Below are 23,027 nucleotides of genomic sequence, written 5' to 3' on the forward strand. Positions count from 1 at the left end.
TTCCCTGCCACCGTCCCAGCCACCTTCCCTGCCAACTGCGGGTTTATCTTGGCGAGTCAGCCGCTTATAATGCCGCCCCAACGCCCTCTTAGCTCAGCAGGATAGAGCAGCCGCCTCCTAAGCGGCAGGTCGCAGGTTCGAATCCTGCAGAGGGCGCCATGTCAGCTCTGCGATCCATGCCCCCTCCCCTGACATTCCGGCGCTTTTTTCCCCGATTATTGCTCCTGGATGTTGCTGCAAGCCTTTCCTGCCCAGGCTCGACCGTACTTTTTTCACCTCATCGATCCTACTGCTCAAAGATGACCCAAGCCTTGTTTATGGCCCGGCTCGGTGTTGGCACAAGATCGACACCGGCCACCAGATCGACAACGGCAAACGGCCCGTAGAGGAGCTTTCAGCGACCTCGTCCGGCAGGAAACTCAACAGGTCAAACATGACATTGAGCAGAGACAGTTGGCCGCTATCGGTGCTCTCTTCCTGAAGCTACTACCGCAACCTCATACCAGTGACAAGTATTGAGTAGAGATCCCCGCGCTAAGCGGTTAAATACCGCGAGAGGCTATCCAGAACTGCAGGGCGACAGCGAGACGCCTGAAGGAGCGGGAGGCAACTCTGGCAAGCGCCCTACCCATCAACCCCGCCATACGGCGGGGTTGATCCGTTTTGAGCCCTACCTAATACGCTGCCCAGAGCGCCCTGTCGACACCCCGCCCCGCCTGCGCGCTAAACCTGTCGGTTTTAATGCACTCATGCGCTGGCTGCCAACACGCACCAATACTGGGCTCTGCCGGTGGTAGAGGGTCACCAAGGATCATGCGAATTTATACTGAGGATGCTACGCGTTGGAGTAGCGTCAGTGGCGCGATAGGTGAATCTATGCCAAGTTCGCAACAGTATGCTCTTAGAAAAGCCTGACTGGTCCGGAGGAGGCTTACGACCCAAAGCGGTGATGCAGACAAAGGCAGCAAGCGCGTTTATTGGTATAACATAGCCTCGTCGACGAAAGTTCACATAAAAATCAATGGGTTAGCGTGTCGGCATAAGAGTATTGAACGGGCGTGATCGTTCAATCCAATAAACGAGCGCGCTGTCTAATACCTGTTAAGTTTCTAGGAGAAATTTTGAGTAATCCGAAGGTATTTATTTCTTATTCTTGGGACTCAGAAGAACATAAATCTTGGGTTAGAGAGTTATCGGAGCGATTAATAGTAAATGGTGTTGATGCGCGCTTGGATCAATGGCATGTCGCACCGGGGCAGAGTCTTACGCAATTCATGGAAGAAGAAGCAACTAGTAGTGACTACGTTATTATTATTTTTACTCCTAACTACTGCCAAAAATCCACAAGTCGAAGTGGTGGGGTAGGATATGAACAACAAATAATTAGTGGGCAAATAGCAGCGGGAATAGAACGAGGCAAGTTCATACCAATTATAAAAAATGGTGAGTTCGAGCCTGGTGACAATTGTTCAATCCCTCCCCATTTTTTTGGTATTTACGCAATTGATATGCGTGATGACGAAAACTTTGATGGTAATTTAGAAACACTACTCCGGACAGTTTACAAAGAGCCGTTGCACCAAGCACCTAATCTTGGTGCAAAGCCCGCCTTTGTTTCAATTTCCTTAGGTGACACAAATGATTTTGAGGAGTTGAGGTTAGCAACTTTAGACTTGGATGGTTATCAATTATTAAGCGGCCTAGCACAGCATCAACGCACTCCTGAAACATTCTACATGCCACCAGAGCAAGATCGTCGGTCATTGGTAAAAGGCGATGTTGTAAAGCTTCCTTTTGAAATCTCTGTTCCTGAAGATGAAGAGTTTGGTGATGTTTCTGCGGAAAGGATGTGGGTAATTGTAACTGGGAAAGCAGGGCCTTATTACACGGGAGAGCTAAATAACGTACCAGCCTGTTCCGACGAGCAAGAACATCTTAAAGTTGAAGACTCAGTAGTTTTCTTACCTGAGCATGTCATACAGATATGGGAAGACGAAACCTAAAAATCTCATCAATTAGGATGCTCGCAAGCTCGCACCTATAATGCGGGCGTTATATTTCAGTTAGATAGGAGGCTACTTGGGATTTGAGACCGCCGAGCTATCCCTCGGTATAAAGTAGACCTCATATTTGAAGTTACGGGGGAAGGCGACGATTTCGATCACGGTATCTTCGTGTCAGTCAAAAATCCTTCCCCGCACACGGTTCACTTGGCTAACATTCAACTTCTATATCCGCTTCGAAGGGAGTCCGTTTGGAGAAAGCCTGCGCATAGACTTAAGTATCGCCGCATACCGAGAGCAGTGGACTGGTGCCACAAAATCTCTACGAAGTCGAGGACGGATGTCCTGTCGCACTAGAATCTGGGAAATTCCATGAGATTTTTATTCCTCATGAAGTTTTAGAGGAGGTTCTGGAAAGCGCTAGCGAGCGCAGACTCCGGGCAGTTGTTCAGGATCAGCTTTTGCGAAACAAGTACTCAAAATCATTTGACTATCCTGTGTATCAAGACGACCAAGAAGCAACCACATAACAAATCGCATCAGTACGCGGCCGATGGTCGCCGGAGGCCACTGTCGAGGCACCCCTGTGCTCAGCGTTATATCAGCGCTGGCTGAATGTCCGCTTCTGGCCGCATGCTGAACCTCAGACTATGCTGAAGGAGCTTGTTCGGCATTCGTCAGCGAGCGGCCTTGCCGGAAAACGCTGCATACACGTTCATCCATGTTAACCCTTACGAGGCACGATATGGGCAGAAGACTCTTAAACAAGCTAGACATCGCAATATTCGGTGCGGTTGCCGTTTTGTTGCTGTCGCTCATCGCTATCCTCGTGTCAAGCTTGCTGTTTCAATATTCTAACTACCGCGATGGAATTGAGATAGCCTCGGCCGATCATCAATATGTAGATCATGCAAGCATTCTGACCTATTCCCGAGCGTGGGATTTCGCTGTTGCTAAGACCTCAGCGTTATTCTTGTCTTTTCTTTTGATTTTTACTGGCGCTTTGTATGTTCTAAGGACTGCAGAGTCTAGAGTAGAGTTGGAAGCTACGAAAGGCGAGTTCAAAGGGCACTTATCGATGAGCTCCCCTGGTCTATTTATGGTGACATTAGGAGTGTTCTTGGTCGCATTCGTAATTTCTAGCAAAACAATGGTTGAGTATTCGTGGGATGGGGGGAGGCAACCGAATCTTGAAAGTAGAAAGAGTGACAATGTGTTGCTCGACCCTTCGTCGCCTATCGTGGAGCAGGTAGATAAAGAGTGAATTACATGAGAAAACTCAATTCCACATTAATAAAATTCTTTGGTTTTGCGACACTTATTTTTGTCTTTCCTGTCACTTATGCATCTGAGCATGATGCATCTCATCATACAGGCTATTGGACGCAATTAACTCCAAATGGAGAAGAGTTCAAATGCAGGGGAGTATATTCCAGAGAGCAACTAATTTCTATTCTTCGCCGGGCTGGGTGGGACGTTGATGGCGGAATCCCTAAGATTGAATGGGAGCATAATGAGGCTGTAGTCGTTGCGCCATCCACGTATTATAAGAGCGGAGAAATGGTCTTCTATGGACTGAATCAAACTGCCAAAGGTATCATCTTGGATTACGGATGGGTTCCAAATTCAAGCGAACGTATCTCTTCGAATTCAGCTACGTTTGGTTCGGTTGCTCCAGGTCAGCCAACTACTATGGTAGTGTCTTATAGGCGTGGTTTAGACAATGGTGTTCGATTTATATGCTCAAATCGTGGCATGCAGCAATGAAGGATAATAACTGCTAGGAATGTCATGCGCTAACGATCTGGACAAACCGGTGGCACGCATAAGCCGTCGGTGATAATTACGATCTGAAGTGATGCATTCCGGTTATCAGAAACATTATATCAGTTTTAGATAAATGTCCGCTTTTGGCCGAAAGTGGACAGGGGGCGTGGCCTTCGCTGCGAAGGCATGGATGCACAGCCGTGTATTGAGAGAAGATGGTATAGCGAATGGTATAAGGAAAATCCCACAACCCAATAAAAAATCATTAATAACAAATAGTTAAAAGTCTCTATCGCCCCCTGCAGAGGGCGCCATCGACGCCCTTACACCGTCTCGCTGGTCCCTATCTGCTCGCTTCGCCCCTCCACTGCCAGGGCCGGCATTCTCCGACCGCATCCGCCTCTATCCCGCCTTTCCAGGCCCGCTTTTCCAGGCCCGCTCCCTCGACCAGGCCGACATCACGAACCCCTCAAGCCTGTCGTCTTCTTTTTATCGATGCCAGTGGGCCTCCTGACGCAATTGCTGTCCCGGGCCTGTGTCGATGACGCATGAAACGGGGGTGAACCTGGATCAGGGGGAAGGTCACCCCACCTTCGCCCACGACGAGTGACGAGCCATGCACCGTCTACTTACCTTGGCGAGCCTTCCTTCTAGGGCTTGTCTGAAAAGTGCCTGCGCTCGGTAATACGGCGTTAAAAATCGGATCAAAATGCTCATTTACACCCCGTAAACTGCGCTTTCTCACCGATTTTTGCCTTGTCTAACCTTCGCTCGTCGACTTTTCGGACAGCGCCTAGCTTCCATCGAGCATTCGACTCGCCCAACCCAAGACCCAGGTCAGGTTCCGGGTTGCACCGGCTTGTCAGCATCAGACAAACCTAATAATTGCTAGAGCACCGGGCCGGGGCTCGTCTCCACGTCGACGGCGAGGACACGGGAAAGCGCGCCACACCTGCCCATTCAGGTCGCTTGCTTCGACGTTCTCGAAGCCGCTGACATCTGCGACCTGTGCGGGTGGGCATCGATGCCTGTCCCGTGGCTTGGTCCCGGGGCTCGGTCTCGATACCCGACCCAGCTTCCCCGCCCCTGACGAGAGCCAGATCACCGATATCGCCAAGACATGCCCCCATCACAAGAGGACTCACATGGATCGTCGACTCCCCATCTATCTGCTCATCGACTCTTCAGGCTCGATGCGCGGTGAACCCATTGAATCCGTGAACGTCGGCATCAGCGCCATGCTGTCCGCCCTGCGCCAAGATCCCTATGCCCTCGAAACGGTACATATCTCGATCATCACCTTCGACAACCAGGTGAAGGAGCTGGTCCCCCTGCAGGCCCTGGAAACGGCGCACATCGATGATATCGAACTGCCTCGCTCGGGGGCGACGCACCTGGGAGAAGGTCTCCACTTCGTCTGCGATCGAATCGCCAGGGATGTCCGTACCTCGACAGACCACCAGAAGGGCGACTTTCGCCCGATGCTGTTCGTCATGACCGATGGTTCACCGTCCGATCTCATGGATTTCAACAGCGCCGTCGAGCGCCTCAAGGGCGTGGAGTTCGCCCAGATCATCGCCTGCGCCGCCGGGCCAAAGGCCAGGACGCAGGAGCTGAAACGCTTCGCTACCCAGACGGTATCGCTGGAGCACATGGACAGTTCCAGCTTCGCCAACTACTTCCAGTGGGTGTCGGCTTCGATCGCGGCTTCCGCATCCGGCCAACAGCAGGACGATGACCAGGACATCGACCTGCCCCCGCCGCCCGATGAAGTCCAGGTCGTGATCTGAGGAATCGCCGATGCGTCGTCTACCGATCTATCTTGTTCTCGATGTCTCCGAATCCATGGCGGGTGACCCCCTGGCCGAACTCGGACACACGATGGAGTCCATCGTCGACTCGCTGCGCCAGGATCCCCACGCCCTGGAGTCGGTTCACCTGTCGGTCATCGCCTTCGCCGGCAAGGCCCAGCTGATCGTGCCGATGGTCGAACTGATGACGTTCTACCCGCCACGACTGCCGCTTGGCGGTGGAACAGCGCTAGGGGCGGCCCTCGACGAGCTGATGACCCGCATCGAAGTCGACGTCAAGAAGACGACCGCCGATCAGCGCGGGGACTGGGAGCCCATCGTCTACCTGTTGACCGACGGCCGTCCTACCGACAACACCGATCACGCGATAGCACGCTGGCAACGCCACTTCGCCAGCCGCGCCCACCTGATTGCCGTGACCCTGGGTCCGGCGGCGGACCTGGCGCTACTCAAGCGCCTCACCGATGACGTGGTCGCGATGGAATCCGCCAGCGCCGAGGCACTGGGACGGTTCGCAAAATGGGTCACCGCCTCCGTGGCCGCCCAGAGCCAGGCCATCGATATCGCAGAGGGGACTTCGTCGCGTCTGTCGATCGCCAAGGCAGAAGAAGCGGGAATCAACCTGATCAAGCAATCGGACGTCTCATCCTGGGCACCGATGGATGAACGGGTAGCGGTGTTCACCGGTCGATGCCATCGAACATCTCGCCCCTATCTGCTCAAGTACGCCAGTGTGGCCGTCCCCGGTACGTTCAGCACGGGAGACTGGGACCACTTCTACGGTCTCGAAGGATGCTACCCACTGGAAGAAAGCTACTTCGAGTGGTCATCGATCGTGCCTCTTCACGCGGCGCTTTCCACAAGCCAGATCGAGGGCGTTCCCCCCTGCCCCCATTGCGGTGCCCGCACCACTCTCGCCAAGTGCAGCTGTGGAAAATTGATGTGCTGCAACGGTCCCGGCGTCCAGCAATGTCCCTGGTGCGACCAGTCGGTCGAGTTCGTTGCCGAAAGCCATGGAGCCGGCTTCGATATGACCCGGGGGCTGGGATGAACGTGAAATACGATACCCCGCGACACAACGCTCGCATCATCCTCGCCACCCTGTACCCGGACCCGAATGTTCGGCCCAGACACCCCTCGCAACTGGATCGACTCGCCGAATCGCCGACGATCCAGCACCTGATCAAGCGCTTCAGGCAAGACCTCGGCGAGGCCATGCGCGCCTATGGCGAAGCCCAGTCCGCAGACGTTCGGACTTCCTTGCCGAAGGACCCGGCGGTACCCGACAAGGAGGCAGCCAGCGCTCCCCATGAGCCCGTCGACGATGGCCGTCCATCGAATACGCCACAGGCGTGCGAAGAACTCGCGACGAGCATGGCGCCACGCCCTGGCCAGGACCCAGCCACCACCACACTGACGCTGAGCATCCCCAACGGGCGCCTGGGTCAGCTTTACCGGGCGGACCTGACCCGCCTGTGTTCCGGCCTGCAAGCATGTGCCGAAGTAACGGTGATGGAGGGGGACGATATCGGCCTGGTGCTCGAGCCTCCGGCATGCCTCAGCGGATACCCCTCCAGCACAGGCTCTCATCGCTTACGGGTACGCGGCGTGGGCCATGATGGCCAACCGCTGGTGGATGCTGTCCTGAAATTTGCCGTCATCCCCAATTCGCGTGATCTTTGGCAGAACATGCCTGCCGATCAGACCGCGCCCTACGCGAAACCCGAAGGCGACATCGATCGATGCGCGTCCCGCCCAGGCTGGCAGCTGACGGTGGGGTCGCAACGAGGACGATCACACGCCCACCGTGGCAGTCACCGCGATGATCATGGCGTCATCACCCACCATGAAGGCGGCTGGGACCTGCTGGTCATCGGTGACGGAGCAGGCTCCTGTCACTTTTCCCGGGAAGGCAGCCGGCTGGCCACCACCCGTACCCTTGAGGTCCTTGGCGAATCACTGAACCGAGAAGGTGGCGCCCTGGAAAAGGCGCTGACCGAATGGTGGAGGTCGAAGGATCGATCGACACTACCCCAGACAGCAATCACAGCGCTGAGCAGTACCGTCGTTTCCTCGATTCATGCCGGCTACCAGGCCATCGTCGAGGAAGCCGATGCCTCCGGCCACCCCGTCAAGGCCTTCGCCACGACCCTGCTGCTGGCGGCCCATAAAGCGACCGAAGACGGTCACCTGATCATCAGCTTCGGCATCGGCGATGGCGCGATCGCAGCGCTGACGGCGCCAGATGACGTCCGTCTGATGAATACGCCCGATTGCGGTGACCACGCTGGCCAGACACGGTTCCTCGACAGGGCGCTGTTCCAGGAGGTCGATGATCTGTACCGGCGTATTCACGTTCAGGTGCTGCCTGACCTGGAGGCGCTCGTGCTGGCCACCGATGGGGTCACAGACCCGAAGTTCGACTCCGACAATGATCTGCACAATGGCCCCCTCTGGTGGTCGTTGTTCGAGGACATCAGACCGCACCTGGTGGCCCCGTCAACGACGGAGACCATGGATCCGCTACTGGAGTATCTCGATTTCTTCGTCGAGCGGCACCACGATGACCGCACGATCGCGCTGCTGCATCGTCACGGTCGCGTCACCAACGCCGAAGCGGCATCAACCGTCGGTGGGGGACAGCATGACTGATGCCATCACCACGCTGACGGCCGCCAACGGCGAGACGATCAAGTTCCGTGACAGAATCATCGCCAGTGGCGGCATGAAGGATGTCTACGCAAGCCCGGAAAGGGACTATGTCGTGGCCTTCTACCGCAAGGCACCCGACGTGCATGCCATCGAGCGGCTCGACATGATCACCGGCCCCTACCGCGAGCGGATATTCGAAGGCGAAGCCGGGGACTACTGGAAACAACTGTTCTGCTGGCCCACCACAACGGTCCAGCATGGCGGGCGCATCGGTGTCGTGGCCCCGTTCTACCACGACCACTTTTTCTTCAAGCATGGTTCGTTCAACAACGACATGCTCAAGATTCGAGGCAAGGACAAGCAAGGCAAATGGTTTGCCTCTCCTCACCATCAGTTCAAGTTTCTGGATGCCAGAGAGCGCGGCAACTGGCTTGGCTACCTGCAGCTCTGCCTGAAACTGGCACGCGCTCTGCGACGCCTGCACGCAGCGGGCCTCGCCCACTCCGACCTCAGCTACAAGAACGTGCTGCTGGCCCCCACCAGCGGCCGGGTCTGCATCATCGATGTCGATGGCCTGGTAGTCCCCGCTCGGTTTCCACCGGAGGTAGTCGGCACACCCGACTTCATTGCGCCAGAGGTCGTGATGAGCAGCTGCCTGCCGCGGGATGACCCTCGCCGCGTGCTGCCCAGCATCAGCACCGATAGCCACGCGCTGGCCGTGATGATCTATAGCTTGCTGCTGCTGCGTCACCCTCTGCGGGGAAAGAAGATCCACGCCAAGGACCCGGTCGAGGACGAGCGGCTGGCCATGGGGGAAAAGGCCGTGTTCATCGAGCACCCTGCAGATAGCTCCAACCGCCTCAGCGTCGATGGGGCAAGACCCACGGAACTGCCCTGGGTGGACCCCGACAGCCTCCCCTACACCGCCACCGGCCCCTACCTCAAGGTGCTTTTCGACAGAGCCTTCATTGACGGACTGCACAACCCGGCGATGCGGCCCAGCGCGGACGAGTGGGAGTCGGCACTGGTACGCACCGTCGACCTGATACAGCCCTGCCACAACAGCGCCTGTGAGCAGGGCTGGTTCGTCTTCGACAATGCCACGCCACCACGCTGCCCGTTCTGTGGCACGCACTACACGGGCCAATTGCCGATCATCAATCTGTACTCGAAGCGTGGCGAAAAATATCGACCGGACAACCATCGCCTGATGGTGTACTCCAACCTGAGCCTCTTTCCCTGGCACATCGACCGCACCATCACCCCGAATGAACGCCTGCCTGCGACTCACAGGCGACGGGTCGGCTATTTCGTGCAGCACCAGGGACGCTGGTTTCTGGTGAACGAGGGCATGCCCGAGTTGAAAAATGCCGATACCGACGCCCCTTGTCCTGTCGGCGCCAGAGTCGAACTGCGTGCCAACCTCAAGCTTCTTGCCGGATCTCGGCCTGGGCAGCGTCTGCTGCTGCTGCAAATGGTCGAGGGCGGCAGCGACTAGGGCTTTCCTTCACCGCCACCGGCACGCCCCCTTGTCTATACCGGCCCCGTCGCAAAGGGGCCGCCCGGGGCCGCTCGGGGCCAGATGAAACGCCGCGATCAGTGCGGCTGACGCTATTGGCGTCGTCATTTGACACCGTGTTGCCACTCGACAAATGACGATATCCAGAAACGGTCACCAGAACTCCCCATCACAGTGATCTGAGCATGGCGTCGTCACCCAGCCCCTTTTCACCAGAATCTTCCGGGACAACACACCTTTCATTCACTTTAAAATTTGATCTCGATCATCCCTTTCCATCGGCCTACCGATATAGATTAGTCGACACTTATCGATAAAAGTCACGATGGGATACGCTGATACAGGAATAAAAAACCACGAAAAAACGGAGATAAACATGCTGAACAGCTTCCTTGAAAAGACCAAGAAAGGGTTAAGCGACCTTGCAACAAATGCAAAAAAATATCGCAATGCTGATTTTCTCGAATCGGCAATGGCCGCAAGTGCGATGATTACCGTTGCCGACGGAAGCATCACTCGGGAAGAGAAGGAAAAGGCATTCAACTTTGTCAAAAACCTGGAAGCACTTCAGATCTTCGATCCGATTGAGGTAGGAAACTGTTTCAAGAAGCATCTGGATCGTCTTGATCCCGACAACCCTGGCACCGACGTCGATATCGGGAGCATAACTTCAATGCAAATCATTGGAAAGATAAAGAAAAATGATGCACAAGCGCGAATGGTGCTTCGTCTGGCTATCGCCATTGGCGGGGCCGACGGCAACTTCGACGACCAAGAGAAGGCCAAGGCATCACAGATCGCCAAGGAATTGGGACTCTCTCCCTCAGAGTTTGACCTTCCCTCTTGATAAAGGAATGTCCCCATGGATTTTGGATTCCCCTCCGAGGCCGTAGTAATTCTGGGGGTAACCGTCGTCTCTTCGGTCTGGCTAGATCTTTTTTTTCACCGAAACAGCGAAGAGGTCACCTTGAAGAATGCGACCGCCTGGTCCGTCTTCTGGATATGCCTGGCACTAGCGTTCTACGGCTATCTTCATTTTAGATACTCCGAAGAGTTTGCCAGCCTCTTCCTGTCGGGATACGTGCTCGAGAAAGCGCTGTCGATAGACAATATGATGGTGTTCGTTGCCATCTTTTCCAGCTTCGGCATCAAGGGGATCTTGCAGCACCGTATCCTCTACTACGGCATCGTTGGTGCGCTGGTATTTCGTGCCGCCTTTGTTGCGGCCGGCACCGCTGTATTTGGTCTCTCCCACTGGATCGAACTATTGTTCGCCGCCATCGTCCTGTGGACAGGCATCAAGATGTTCAGCGGCAACGAGGAAAACAATGAAACCGTCGACTATTCAAACCACTGGTCGGTGCGGTTGACCAAGAAGCTGCTGCCCGTCTTGCCCCGCCTGGTGGAAAACAAGTTCCTTGTGAAACGCTCAATAGCCGATGGCGTTGCTAAAAAGGAAGGATTTTCACTTTCCAGAAGCGCACCTTTATATGCGACACCTTTATTGCTGTGTCTTCTTTGCATCGAGGTCTCGGACATCATCTTCAGCTTCGATAGCGTCCCGGCGATTATCGCAGTAACGAAGGAGCCATTCCTGGTCTATTCGGCTGTCATCTTCGCCATACTCGGACTCAGGAATCTTTACTTCATGCTGGCAGCGGCAGCGAAGTACCTGATCCACCTGGAGAAGGCCGTCGCACTCGTGCTGGTATTCATCGCTATCAAGCTCGGCAGTTCCGCCTTGGGTCTGTATCACATCCATCATGAAGTAAGTCTTATCGTGGTGCTTGGCCTTATTACGCTTGGCGTGGTTGCAAGCCTTCTATTTCCCGAGAAGGAACAACATGCCTCTGATCCATAAGTCAGCCGATGCCTCCACTGAGGAGGCACTGGAAAGCCATTCAAGACTTTCCAGCGCCTCTTTACTGAGCGCTGCCACCAGCCAAGGAGAAGGCAAATCATGATTGATCTGAGTAAAGGTAGCCGCATCAACCTGTCAAAAGAAGCCCCCGGCGCCACCAAGTTTATTCTCGGCATGGGGTGGGACGCGCGCAAGACCGATGGTACCGACTTTGACCTGGATGCCTCGGCCCTGCTGCTGGACGCCAGCGAGAAACCGGTCGGCGGACCAAAGTCACTGGTGTTCTATGGTCAGCAAACATCACCGTGTGGCGGTGTCGCATCCTCTGGGGACAACCTGACCGGGGAAGGAGACGGTGATGATGAAAGCATTATTGTCGATACCACTGCCATAGATAGCAACATCGAAAAAATCATTCTTCTGGTAACCATCCATGAAGCCGAAAGTCGTGGACAGAACTTCGGCATGGTCAGCAACGCCTATGTCCGCATCCTTCAGGATGGCAGTGAGGATGTCATCGCACGGTATGACCTTTCCGAAGACTACTCTACCGAGACGGCTGTCATCTTCGGCGAGCTTTACAAGAAAGATGGTGACTGGCGCTTCGCAGCAAAGGGAGATGGCTTCGCAGGGGGACTGGCTGCATTCCTCAAGGAATACGGACTTCAGTAACACCTCTTCCACTAGCCGACAAAAGAGCGAAAGCCACTAACGGAGGTCATCATGGCAATCTCACTTTCCAAAGGCGCCAACATCTCGTTGACCAAGGAAGCGCCTGGCATCAAGAAAATTCGGGTTGGCCTTGGCTGGGATGCTCGCATCACTACCGGGCATGACTTCGACCTGGATGCCAGCGTGTTCCTGGTTGATGAAAACGGAAAATGCCGTAACGAGAAAGATTTCATCTTCTACAACAACCTCAAATCTACTGACGGGTCTGTCGAACACACTGGAGACAACACTACAGGCGACGGTGAAGGCGACGATGAAACCATCGTCATCGACTTGCCTCTTGTCCCTCGCGACATTGATCGCATTGCTATCACCGTCACCATCCATGAGTCAAAGAGCCGTGGGCAGAGTTTTGGACAGGTGGAGAATGCCTTTGCCCGGGTGGTGAACGCGGAAAACAACCAGGAAGTGGCTCGTTACGACTTGTCAGAGGATTACAGCACCGAAGACGCCATGATCTTCTGTGAATTGTATCGTCACGGCGAAGAGTGGAAGTTCCGCGCCATTGGCCAGGGCTTCGACGGCGGTCTGGCTGACCTTGTCAGCAAGTATGGCCTCAACGCTGCCTGAGGCTTGGCTGCCATGAGTCTGCATCGGGCATTACGACATGATGGATCGGCTCAATAGATGCTCTTGCACCTGGTGAACTCAGGCTACCTGCCGATCTTCTCATTGTCGCTTCATTGTTTGCAGACGTTTGGCCCCCAGCCAAAGCCCGAAACTGAGCAGCTACGGTGGGGCTTTTCGCCCCACCTTCATCCATCAAGCGTCCGGGAAAGCGCCAGGTCCCGTCTTCATGGGCTGACCCTCGCTTGCACCAACGATAGGGGATTCCGTGCCTATCACGCAGCATAGTGCCACCATCTGTGCCGGCACTCTCGAGCTGACCCTCCACGAGCAGGGAGAGAGGCTGGAGGAACTGCTGGCCTTCGGCTCGCGCCTCAATCCGCGCCGTGGCTATCTGTTTATCTCCAGGGTTCTGGGCAAGCATATCCCCGTCCGCCCGAGCGCGATGGATAGCATTCACGCAGAGTTGGCGTCGGCGATCCAGCTGCTGGGGTCGACCGCCTACGTCGTAGGCATGGCGGAAACCGCCGTCGGCCTCGGTGCCGGGGTTAGCCGTCACCTCGCCGCTACCCATGACGACAGCGTCTTCCATCACACCACACGTTTCACCGTCGCGACGCCCTGGATCCGTATCAGGGAGGCCCATTCCCATGCAGATACCATGCACCTGGCGAAGCTTGGCGTGGAGGCTCAAGCTGCGGTCAGCGAGGTGCAGGATCTGGTCTTGGTCGACGATGAGATCACGACCGGCAGAACGCTGGCCCAGTTGGCACGGGCGCTGATGATTCAACCCGAGCTTGCGCGGGTGAAGCGGCTCCATATCGTCTCTCTGGTAAGCTGGCTTTCGCCGACCGCTCGACAGGCGCTTCTCGATCAACTGCCTGAGACGCTGGAGGTCCGCTTCGTCCAGTTGATGGCGGGAGAATTCACGTTCCACCCCCGCCCTGACTTTGCTCCATCCCTGCCCGACGACGTTGACACTGGCTTCTGCCAGGCGATTGCGCATCGCCAACATCGACCGCTGCCGATCGAGAACGAAGGCCTCTACGGCAAGGTCATGAGCTCTCGCCAGCAGCCCCCGCTGGCATTGCTCGAGGCTCTCGATATCACCCCCGACGTGCCTGTCGTGGTGTTCGGCATGGGTGAATATCTTGACGCCCCCTTTCGCCTGGCGCTTCAGCTAGAGCAGCGTGGACAAGAAGTGCTGTTTCAAAGCTCGACACGTTCGCCCATTGCCGTGGCCGACGCGGTGACTTCCCGGATCGAGCACGCGGCGCCGGATGCCGGAGGCAAAAGGCACTACCTCTACAACGCTCCGGCTCGACACCTGCCACTGGCCTTTGACGGTATCGGACGGATCGACCTTAGCCGCGAACTGGAAGCCAACCATCTCCAGTCCTTCAGCCGACAGGCCTGTCCATGACCAACCGCCTGATCGTTCTCAGCGACCTCGACGATACCTGGTTCAGCACCCATCGCGCAGAGCCCACCGATGACAAGCGACTCCATCTTGCTGCAGTCGATCGCCAGGGAGCCCCCCTCTGCTTCCAGACAGCCCAGCAAAATGCGCTGTGGAAGCTGATCGAACGCACCGCCGATATCATCATTCCAGTGACCGGTCGCACCAGCTACGCGGTCGAACGAGTGACATTGCTGGCGCGAGGCGGCTACACCATCGCTAGCCACGGTGCCCTGGTGACACTGGATGGCACTATCGTCTCGGCCTGGGCAGAGCATCTGGCACCGCACCTGGATAAGGCCAAGACGGCCCTTGAACAGGCCAGAAATCATCTCGAACCGCTCGTCGCCAGACTCGCGCCAGGTGGCGACATCCATCTGCGCGTCCTGCATGACCTCGATGTTCCCGTCTATCTCTCCGTCAAGTCTTGCGCTGAACTGCCAGAGCGCCTTGTCGCGGCGCTTAGCGAGGCCTCCGCTCGGTTTGGACTGAGACTCCACGCCAACGCACGCAATGCAGCCTTGCGCCCTCACTACACCTGCAAGGCCAGCGCCGCCAGGTTTGTCCTCGAACAGCTGCTGGAACGCCACCCTGAAGACACTGTGCTCACCTTCGGTGACAGCCTGTCCGACATCGGCTTCATGGGGACCGGCGATATGGCCGTGGCGCCGACCAACAGCCAGATCTGGCGCCAATTACAGGAGTTTGCCCAATGACCTCGATGATCGGCCTTACTCCCATCCACGGATCCTACTGTCCCGACGACTGCCAGTTCCTCCTGACCCCGATCCGCCCACAGTTTCTGTCCATCGAGGAGAAGGAAAGGCGAATTCAGACGGGACAAGCCCACTACAGCGAGATGATCCATCGCGAGGCGGCGCCCAGCGCTCGGTATCTGAGCCTCTTCGACGCCCTGAGTGACCGCTACGCCCAGCGTCTGGCCCAGGAAGTCTGCTCGCTCGCTGGACGTCTGCTGGCCGACATCGGCCACGGTCAGGCGCCGATCGGACTGGTCAGCCTCGCTCGGGCCGGAACGCCGGTGGGTGCACTGCTTCGGCGCGCCCTGGTGGGGCAGGGGCAACAGCCCTGCGAGCACTACAGCATTTCCATTGTTCGCGACCGTGGCATCGACACCCAGGCCCTGGACTATCTTCTCGACACCGTCGGCCTGGCACCGGAGCGGCTGGTCTTCATCGATGCCTGGACCGCCAAAGGCGTCATCACGCGGGAGCTGCGTGCCAGTCTGGCGCGCTACAACGATGAACGCAAAGCGGCTGGCAAGTCGCCGGTCCCGGTGCGCCTGGCCGTCATCTCGGACATCGGAGGCACCGCCGACTACTCGGCCACCTTCGACGACTACGCCATTCCTTCCGGCGTGCTCAACGCGACCGTCTCGGGTCTCGTCTCCCGCTCGGTGGTCAATGAGCAGGTGCCCGCCGGCGCCTTCCACGGCTGCGTGATCCATGATGACCTGGCCGAACACGACCGCTCTAATGCCTTTCTGGATCAGATTTCAACGCACTTCACCGATCTCGATAGCTCCCTTTCCCGCGCCACCGCCACCGCCGAACGTGCCCGCCAGCGGCAATCGATGCTGACGATGCTGGATACCCTGGCCCGGGACTATCAGGTCAGTGACATCAATCACATCAAACCCGGCATTGCCGAGGCCACACGCGTCATGCTGCGTCGCGTACCGGCCCTGCTGCTGGTGCGAGACAAGCGCCATCCTGATGTGGAACACCTGTTGCTGCTGGCTGGTGAGAAGGCCGTTGCGGTTGTGGAGCGTCCGGACATGCCCTTCCACGCCTGCTCGATCATCAAGACCCTGACCGCCGAGGCACGCCCATGAGCGTCTCCCGAGTCTACGCCGCGCTGGGCGCCTCGCTGTATGTTCCGGCAACCCACCCGCGTCTTGACCATATCCTTGCCCACGGCTGCCACGGGGCACGCTCGATCATCTTCTGCACCGAGGATGCGGTGGCACCCGATGCAGTCGCCTGGGCTGTGCAGCGCCTGATCAAGGCACTCAAGAGCACACCGAGAGATACCCGACATCTGCGATTCGTCAGGCCACGCTCGCCTTTGGTGCTACGCCAACTGGTCGAGTCAGCGGGAGCGCTGGACGCCCTGGACGGTATCGTGGTGCCGAAGTTCGACAGCCGCAGCGCGGCGCGCTGGAAGTCGGTCCTCGACAGCGCCCCACAGTTGCCACTGATGCCCACTCTGGAGACAACCGCGCTGTTTCGCGATGCGACGGCGGATGCCATCGGCGAGTCTCTGGAGGAACTGCGCAATCCCGTCATCACACTGCGCATCGGAGCCAACGATCTTCTGGGCACGCTCGGCATCAAGCGCGAACCGGGCATGACGATCTACGACACACCGCTACGCTCGACACTGGAGCGCATCGTGACCCTGTTCCGACCGGCCGGCTACGAGATAGCGGCGCCGGTCTGTGACCTGATCGGGGAGCCGGAGACGCTGGCCCGTGAGGTCGCTCAGGACATCGCCTGGGGATTCTACGCCAAGACCTGCATCCACCCATCGCAGATCGATGTCATCGAGGCCCACCTGAAGCAGGCCATCCAGCGACAGCGCCAACAGGCCAACCAACTCCTGACACGTGGAGACGCCGTCTTCCAGGATAACGGGCAAATGCTCGAGCAGACCTGCCATGGGTCCTGGGCGCAGCGAATCCATTCCCTGCAAGCCGAGTATCAACATCAACAGTAAGGAAGCTGACGATGATCAACCTCAACAAAGTCGACGAAACTGCCACGATCGATCTCTCCAAGGGCACCACCGACCTGGTCGTCAAGGCCCAGTGGGTAGACAACGGCGATGCCTCAAGTGACAACGATGATCTGGACCTTCGCTGTTCGATTCTCTTTCCAGACGGGCAGATGTATCTGGTCGATGCCGAGTACCGCTGCGCGCTCGACCAGGCGCCTTATGCCCATCACCACGGCGATGTTCAGAATGCCAGCCAGGAAATGCCGGGAGAGGAAGTCATCACGGTAGCCAAGGACATCGCCAAGAGGGCCGGTGGGCCAGTGGCCATGGTGTTCAGCGTCTATTCCGCGCTTGGCAACGGCGCCGTCTCGGTCGCATCGCTGAAGCCTCAAATGAAAATGAGCTGCGGCACGGATGTCGTCGTCTGCTCCTACGACTTCTCCAAGGATATAAGCGCAGCCAACCCCAACATCTACACCTACGTCATCGGCTACGCCATCGTCACGGAGTCCGAGGTAATCCTCGCTCCATCTGGAAAGACCTCACAACCAGGTGAAGAAGAAACCGCCTGGATCTCCTGGCACGGAAGCTCAGTCGATGTTGATGTCAACGGCCCAGCGGTCTTCAAGGGCAAGCAGGCGTCAAAGGGCCCCTCGTACAACCGCCAGCGAAACATCACCAAGACGTTCGCCAACGTCGACCAGGCGAAGCTGCAAAAGAAAGGCCTCTTCGGGCTCTTCGGCTAAAGGTGCGACGTCATCACCTCTCGTCCTTGTCTCGGCCTATTTCAACCGGCCGATATCGTTTCGCAAGAGCCTAAATAGACATCACCAGGAAAATCTCATATGAGCATCAATCTCTCCAAGGGGCAGCGCATCAGTCTTGAAAAGAATGGGACATCCCTTTCCCGTATCGAAATCGGTGTAAACTGGGGCGCCATCAAAAAGACAAAAAAAGCTTTTTTGGCGGCGAAAAAACAAGGAATGTAGACGTTGACCTCGACGCCTCGGTAGGGCTTTTCGATGAGTCAGGCGAAGTCGTCGATATCGTCTATTTCGGTCAGCTGAAATCCAGGTGTGGAGCCATCCACCATAGCGGTGACGACCTGACCGGCGATATCGGCGGTGACGACGGCCGCGACAACGAGGTCATCTCTATCGACCTCAATCGGATCCCTGCCAACATCACCAGACTCGGCCTTGTCCTGAACTCATTTCGAAAGCAGGATTTCGCCGACATCCCTTATGCCAACATTCGTATCCATGACGGCAGTGGTTCGGTCTTTGGCACCTTCGATGTCGCCAATGACGCCAGCTTTTCGGGCAAGATCAGCATGATCATGGCCAGCGTCTACCGCCACGGTGAGAGCTGGAAGTTCCGTTCGATCGGTGAAGCGGTGGACGACAGGGACCTCAAGTCCACCCTCGTCACCTTCTCCCGGAAATTTGCCTGACCCCATCGGGTGTGAGCGGTCGCCTGGCGGCCGCTCACCATGACAACCGCCATCCCCATCTTCATTTCACGCCCGCCGCCAAGTAGCCACCCTCTCCCTACGATCATCCGTCTGGAACATCGGACCTGGGCATGTCTGCCAACACCATATCCGGAGTGCCCCCGGACGCAATCAGGCCACGGCTCTCTTCCTGCCAGCGATCCCTGGTGTCTACCTCAGCCATGCCTCGTCCGCTCCCTGACAGCTACGACTCGAAACGACACCAGGCAGGCCTGGATCCGGTCACATAAAAGTATGCAGAATCACCATCAGCCCGAAGGCGGCTTAGTGGCGGGATCTCGGGCTCTGTGCCAGCTTTCTAAATCAGAAATATTTTGAAGACGATTCTCGAGCGGTGGCGAATCAGGCGCCGCGCCGGGCGGGCTTTGTTGCGTCCTGTCGATGCGCAGGGCCCCCACACGAGACTCGGACGCAACCAGGCACGATCTGATCTACAGCACGACGGCGCGGATTAGCGGGATGGAGGCGAACTCCGCCCGGCTCAGACCACCATCGATAACAGAAAGGGAGTTCGGGAAGATGCTTCGTCACATGACCACGGCCACCGTCGCCGGGGCGCTGCTCTGCGCTTCGGGGCTTGCGCAGTCGGCCGTTCCACTCGATCAGGCAACCCTCAAGGGCGACGAGGTGATCGAGACGCCCGCCGGCGAGATCGAACTGCAGGACAGCTACTTCGATGAACAGGCGTCGCAGCGACTGTTCGACACCATGGACGTGCAACGGGCCGCCCAGGCCTATATCTGGTCGACGCCGCTGGTCAGCACGACGACCTGGCGGGACAACCAGGGCGAAGCCTTCGGTACCGATGAACCCGGTGCCTTTGCCGTCCTCGAGACGCTCAAGGAAAAACGCGGCATCGTCACCGCCAACCTGACCACCCCCTACATCTTCAACTTCACCGATCTTTCCGATGGGCCGGTGCAGATCGACTACCCACCCGGCCAGACCGCCGGCGGGGTGCTCGACATGTGGATGCGCCCGGTATTCGACCTCGGCCTGACCGGCCCCGACAAGGGCGAAGGCGCCACCTACATCGTGGTCGGCCCCGGTGACGATCCCGACGACTACAGCGAAGAAGATGCCCACGTCTTCCAGAGCGAGACGAACAACGTGCTGGTGGGCATCCGTATCCTCGATCCCGACCCGGCCTACTACGACACCTATGTGTCCCAGTACCAGATGGGGCCGGTGGGTGACACCTCGCCCAGCACCTTCGTCAAGGGCAAGGACGTCGAGTGGAGCGCCACTGCCCCACGGGGCCTCGCCTACTGGGAAAAGCTCGCCTCGATCATCGACGAAGAGCCGGTGCGCGAGATCGACAAGGCGTGGATGGCGATGCTCGCGCCGCTCGGCATCGTCAAGGGCGAGGCCTTTGCACCGGACGAGCGCCAGCGAGAGATCCTGCTTCAGGGCGCGGCCCTGGGTGAGCTGATGACCCGCAACCTCCAGGTGAATCCGCGCTATGCGGATGTCTGGTGGGAGGGCACCTCCTGGTACAAGAGCTTCGACTTCGTCGTCGCCCAGGCCACCGATACGCTGCAGCAGATCGACGAACGTGCGACCTGGTTCTACGAGGCGGTCGGCTCCAGCGAGGGCATGGTCAACCCGACGCCCGGCGCGGGACAGGTCTACATGACCACCAAGCGTGATGCCAACGGCGACATGCTGCGCGCCGATCGCAACTACGTGCTGCATGTCCCGGCGGAGGTCCCGGTGGAGCAGTTCTGGTCGTTGACGCTCTACAGCGAAGACACGCGCCGCCCCTATGACAACGGAGGAACGGAGATCTCCGATGTCAGCCTCGACAGCCGCATGGAACAGCTCCAGTACAACGAAGACGGCTCCATCGATCTCTACATCGGCCCGGATGCCCCGGACGGCCTGGAAAGCAATCACATGAAGACGGTCGAGGATGACGGCTGGTTCGTGTACTTCCGCCTCTACGCACCAGGCCAGGCCTTCTTCGACAAGTCCTTCTCACTCCCGGACTTTGAACTCGTCGAGTAATCCCCTGTTCGACCCGCCGCCCTTGCCGGCGGGTCGCCCCTTTTCACGCCGCGGGAGCCGATCATGAAATGCCGGTCCAGACCCCTTCTCTGTGCCGGTCTTGCCCTGACCCTGCCACTGGCCCTGACACCGGTCGCATTGGCCCAGGCCGAGCGCGCGACGGAACTTGCCAACCTGCCCTTTGAACAGAACCGTCCCACCGAGCAGACCGCTCAGCAGTTGATGGAGGAGCTGACCTTCCAGCGAGCGACACAGACCTATTTATGGGCGCTGCCACTGTTGAACACCATGGGAATGCGCGACGGCGCGGCGGAGGCCTTCGGCATCCTGCACCTCTATGCCCCCGCCGAACCGGCGCTGGATGGTAGCTGGAAGCCAGGTGATATCGAGAAGGCGCAGTAACTACCGATCCCACCCGAGAATGTGTGAGGGAACCTGGCCAGGTGGCAACGCCCTCACTCGCTATCGCCTTGATGGAGAAAAGCAGAAGGCCCGCCATAGGCGGGCCTTCTGCTTGATCAGCCATAGTGCAGGCCAAGTGGTTCGGAGGCCTTGCTTGGCTTACTTGGCTTGGCCTTACTTGGCTTGGCCTTACTTGGCTTGGCCTTACTTGGCTTGGCCTTACTTGGCTTGGCTTGGCTTAGCTTTCGCAGTTCTCGCCGACCCAGTGACCTTCCTGCTCGATGGTGACCTGCTGGCCGTTGTCCATCTCGATCATGCTATTGAAGTGCTCGTCACTGTGCATCGTGATACTGGCATCGAAGGTGGTCGTGCGAGCGCCGGCGGGACAGGTTGCCTGGGCATCGATGGTATCGCCATCGCGTCTGATCTTGATGTCTTCGCAACCAGACGATGTCCAGTCCTCGCGCAACGTGGCGATCATGTCACTGGATTCTTCTGCGGTCATGCACTGCGTCTCGGTCGTCTCCTGAGTCATCTGCTCAGGCATCTGGTCGCCCGACATGCTTTGGATAATTTCCCATTGTCCAGGCTTGAGGTCGCTGGCCATGGCGCTGGTGGATACCGCGATCAGCAGAGAGGCAAGCAAGAGGTGTCGTGACATGGATCCTTCCCGTCTTTTTTTGGTGAAAAGTCGCCGAGCTATCGGCGCCCCCAGCCTATCTCACCAATGACCGGCAAAACGGAAAAACATCCAAAAGAAAGCAATTAAACAACAGAACGTTACATCAAGGATCGTGCTGTCGATGTCGGCACGCTCGCACCCGGGAAACCATGGTCCTGCCGGCCCGGGAGGTTCACACCGGGCTTGTCATACCGTCTGTCATGTCGCGCGCTGCACTGTGCGTCAGGTCGCGCGTCATTCCTCTCGACTAGGCGCTGTCCGAAAAGTCGATGAGCGAAGGTTAGACAAGGCAAAAATCGGTGAGAAAGCGCAGTTTACGGGGTGTAAATGAGCATTTTGATCCGATTTTTAACGCCGTATTACCGAGCGCAGGCACTTTTCAGACAAGCCCTAGGTCAGGGCGAAGCCTGTGTAATCCGTCTGCGCATCTTCCCTTGGGCTATCGTGCAGGGCTGTCGACGCAGGGTCGATGTCTCGTCGCTCGTCTGTCACGGCGGTCTGGCCCGTCAGGCGTCTCACCAGATCATCGACATAGGCGGCGACATCTTCCGGGTCCAGGGCACGGTGAATGGTGCCAAGATATTCCGCCTGATCGGCTCCGTAGTCTCGGCTACCCAGCAAGGAACTCAGTCCACCGACCGGACCCACACGATTCTCGTGCCCGTAAGACTCGCCACGGGCCAGCAGCCCCGTCAAGCCCACCTCCATCGGCACGAATCTCGCAAGGCCTCTTGCGGCAATGCGCACGTCACACGCCATGACGAGCTCGTGGCCACCATACCGGGCCATGCCTTCCACCTTGGCGATGGTGGTCTGCGGGAGGTCTTCGATTCGCGCAAGAAGACGCTTGAACTCACGCTTTCTGCTGTCGTCATCGCCGACCTGGGGGAACGAGGCACCCTTCAATGTCTTGTATCCCGCCAGGCGCGAGAACACTTCAGGGAACCGAGACTGAAAGACGATGGCATCGATTCTGGCATCGCGCTCGAGATGATCCAGCAGCTTGCTCATCTCGTCGAGAAAGATGGCACCATTCGGGTCCAGAGGGGCATCCAGGAAGGTCACCCAGGCGGCACCTCGGCGTACCGATACGTTAAAGGTGGTGAAATTTCTGTACTGCATGACAATCCCCTCGGACAGATTCGTGAATCCGTCGCCGGCCTGGCACTGCGGATGGTCGAGCCATTCTGCGCCTTGCACGCCGGCCTCCCGTGGCTACCATTCAGCTCGATGACACTCGGACCAACTTAGCCCAGTCGAGATGGCTTCAGAATGGCCGCTTTCCGGTTTCAGAATTCGCAAAATCCGTATAATGG

At 57.6% G+C, this 23,027-nt stretch carries 22 protein-coding genes and 1 tRNA gene; 21 read left to right on the forward strand and 2 right to left on the reverse strand.

Annotation, left to right across the window (positions count from 1 at the left end):
* Positions 1–82 precede the first annotated feature (82 nt).
* The 21 genes from C9F12_RS18765 (at position 83) to C9F12_RS18855 (ending at position 21,029) form a co-directional block, all read left to right on the forward strand.
* Positions 83–159, forward strand: a tRNA-Arg gene (locus tag C9F12_RS18765).
* 962 nt (positions 160–1,121) lie between these two features.
* Positions 1,122–2,003, forward strand: a complete 882-nt coding sequence (locus C9F12_RS18770; protein WP_162816523.1) for a toll/interleukin-1 receptor domain-containing protein — start codon at positions 1,122–1,124, stop codon at positions 2,001–2,003.
* 745 nt (positions 2,004–2,748) lie between these two features.
* Positions 2,749–3,267 (forward strand): hypothetical protein, encoded by a 519-nt coding sequence (locus tag C9F12_RS18775; RefSeq protein ID WP_108449834.1) that lies wholly within the window; start codon positions 2,749–2,751, stop codon positions 3,265–3,267.
* A 5-nt stretch (positions 3,268–3,272) separates the two neighbouring features.
* Positions 3,273–3,770: a hypothetical protein gene (locus tag C9F12_RS22655; protein ID WP_162816524.1), complete on the forward strand. Its 498-nt coding sequence runs from the start codon at positions 3,273–3,275 to the stop codon at positions 3,768–3,770.
* 1,145 nt (positions 3,771–4,915) lie between these two features.
* Positions 4,916–5,560, forward strand: a complete 645-nt coding sequence (locus C9F12_RS18780) for a VWA domain-containing protein (RefSeq protein WP_045994743.1) — start codon at positions 4,916–4,918, stop codon at positions 5,558–5,560.
* Between the two features lie 10 nt (positions 5,561–5,570).
* Positions 5,571–6,632, forward strand: coding sequence for a TerY-C metal binding domain-containing protein (locus tag C9F12_RS18785; protein ID WP_108449835.1), 1,062 nt, complete (start codon positions 5,571–5,573; stop codon positions 6,630–6,632).
* Positions 6,629–8,233: a PP2C family serine/threonine-protein phosphatase gene (locus tag C9F12_RS18790; RefSeq protein WP_162816525.1), complete on the forward strand. Its 1,605-nt coding sequence runs from the start codon at positions 6,629–6,631 to the stop codon at positions 8,231–8,233. The genes C9F12_RS18785 and C9F12_RS18790 overlap by 4 nt, the downstream gene beginning before the upstream one ends.
* Positions 8,226–9,731 (forward strand): kinase, encoded by a 1,506-nt coding sequence (locus C9F12_RS18795; RefSeq protein WP_108449837.1) that lies wholly within the window; start codon positions 8,226–8,228, stop codon positions 9,729–9,731. The genes C9F12_RS18790 and C9F12_RS18795 overlap by 8 nt, the downstream gene beginning before the upstream one ends.
* Positions 9,732–10,128: 397 nt before the next feature.
* Positions 10,129–10,599, forward strand: a complete 471-nt coding sequence (locus tag C9F12_RS18800; protein WP_162816526.1) for a TerB family tellurite resistance protein — start codon at positions 10,129–10,131, stop codon at positions 10,597–10,599.
* Positions 10,600–10,614: 15 nt separating this feature from the next.
* A complete protein-coding gene (locus tag C9F12_RS18805) occupies positions 10,615–11,613 on the forward strand; it encodes a TerC/Alx family metal homeostasis membrane protein (protein WP_108449839.1) in 999 nt (332 codons plus the stop codon).
* 99 nt (positions 11,614–11,712) lie between these two features.
* Positions 11,713–12,285, forward strand: a complete 573-nt coding sequence (locus tag C9F12_RS18810) for a TerD family protein (RefSeq protein ID WP_290442791.1) — start codon at positions 11,713–11,715, stop codon at positions 12,283–12,285.
* A gap of 48 nt (positions 12,286–12,333) precedes the next feature.
* Positions 12,334–12,915: a TerD family protein gene (locus tag C9F12_RS18815; RefSeq protein ID WP_345840325.1), complete on the forward strand. Its 582-nt coding sequence runs from the start codon at positions 12,334–12,336 to the stop codon at positions 12,913–12,915.
* 265 nt (positions 12,916–13,180) lie between these two features.
* Positions 13,181–14,335 carry a phosphoribosyltransferase domain-containing protein gene (locus tag C9F12_RS18820; protein WP_108449841.1) on the forward strand — a complete coding sequence of 385 codons (1,155 nt, stop codon included), beginning with the start codon at positions 13,181–13,183 and terminating at the stop codon, positions 14,333–14,335.
* Positions 14,332–15,087 (forward strand): hypothetical protein, encoded by a 756-nt coding sequence (locus C9F12_RS18825; protein WP_108449842.1) that lies wholly within the window; start codon positions 14,332–14,334, stop codon positions 15,085–15,087. The genes C9F12_RS18820 and C9F12_RS18825 overlap by 4 nt, the downstream gene beginning before the upstream one ends.
* Positions 15,084–16,223, forward strand: a complete 1,140-nt coding sequence (locus C9F12_RS18830; RefSeq protein ID WP_108449843.1) for a cysteine protease StiP family protein — start codon at positions 15,084–15,086, stop codon at positions 16,221–16,223. The genes C9F12_RS18825 and C9F12_RS18830 overlap by 4 nt, the downstream gene beginning before the upstream one ends.
* Positions 16,220–17,107: an aldolase/citrate lyase family protein gene (locus C9F12_RS18835; protein ID WP_108449844.1), complete on the forward strand. Its 888-nt coding sequence runs from the start codon at positions 16,220–16,222 to the stop codon at positions 17,105–17,107. The genes C9F12_RS18830 and C9F12_RS18835 overlap by 4 nt, the downstream gene beginning before the upstream one ends.
* Positions 17,108–17,118: 11 nt before the next feature.
* Positions 17,119–17,853: a hypothetical protein gene (locus C9F12_RS18840; protein ID WP_108449845.1), complete on the forward strand. Its 735-nt coding sequence runs from the start codon at positions 17,119–17,121 to the stop codon at positions 17,851–17,853.
* 99 nt (positions 17,854–17,952) lie between these two features.
* On the forward strand, positions 17,953–18,096 hold the full coding sequence (locus C9F12_RS23065) for a TerD family protein (RefSeq protein ID WP_275886762.1): 144 nt from the start codon (positions 17,953–17,955) through the stop codon (positions 18,094–18,096).
* Complete coding sequence (locus C9F12_RS18845; protein WP_275886763.1) at positions 18,036–18,560, forward strand: TerD family protein; 525 nt, start codon at positions 18,036–18,038, stop codon at positions 18,558–18,560. Before C9F12_RS23065 ends, C9F12_RS18845 begins: the two co-directional genes overlap by 61 nt.
* 579 nt (positions 18,561–19,139) lie before the next feature.
* A complete protein-coding gene (locus tag C9F12_RS18850) occupies positions 19,140–20,627 on the forward strand; it encodes a DUF1254 domain-containing protein (protein ID WP_108449846.1) in 1,488 nt (495 codons plus the stop codon).
* Between the two features lie 63 nt (positions 20,628–20,690).
* Positions 20,691–21,029: a hypothetical protein gene (locus C9F12_RS18855; RefSeq protein WP_108449847.1), complete on the forward strand. Its 339-nt coding sequence runs from the start codon at positions 20,691–20,693 to the stop codon at positions 21,027–21,029.
* Between the two features lie 238 nt (positions 21,030–21,267).
* Here C9F12_RS18855 and C9F12_RS18860 read toward each other — a convergent pair whose 3' ends face one another.
* A complete protein-coding gene (locus C9F12_RS18860) occupies positions 21,268–21,690 on the reverse strand; it encodes a DUF3617 family protein (RefSeq protein ID WP_108131431.1) in 423 nt (140 codons plus the stop codon).
* 411 nt (positions 21,691–22,101) lie between these two features.
* A complete protein-coding gene (locus C9F12_RS18865; RefSeq protein WP_162816527.1) occupies positions 22,102–22,833 on the reverse strand; it encodes an enoyl-CoA hydratase/isomerase family protein in 732 nt (243 codons plus the stop codon).
* Positions 22,834–23,027: the final 194 nt, after the last annotated feature.

The organism is Halomonas sp. BN3-1 (assembly GCF_003056325.1).
GTDB classification, from domain to species: Bacteria; Pseudomonadota; Gammaproteobacteria; order Pseudomonadales; family Halomonadaceae; genus Halomonas; species Halomonas litopenaei.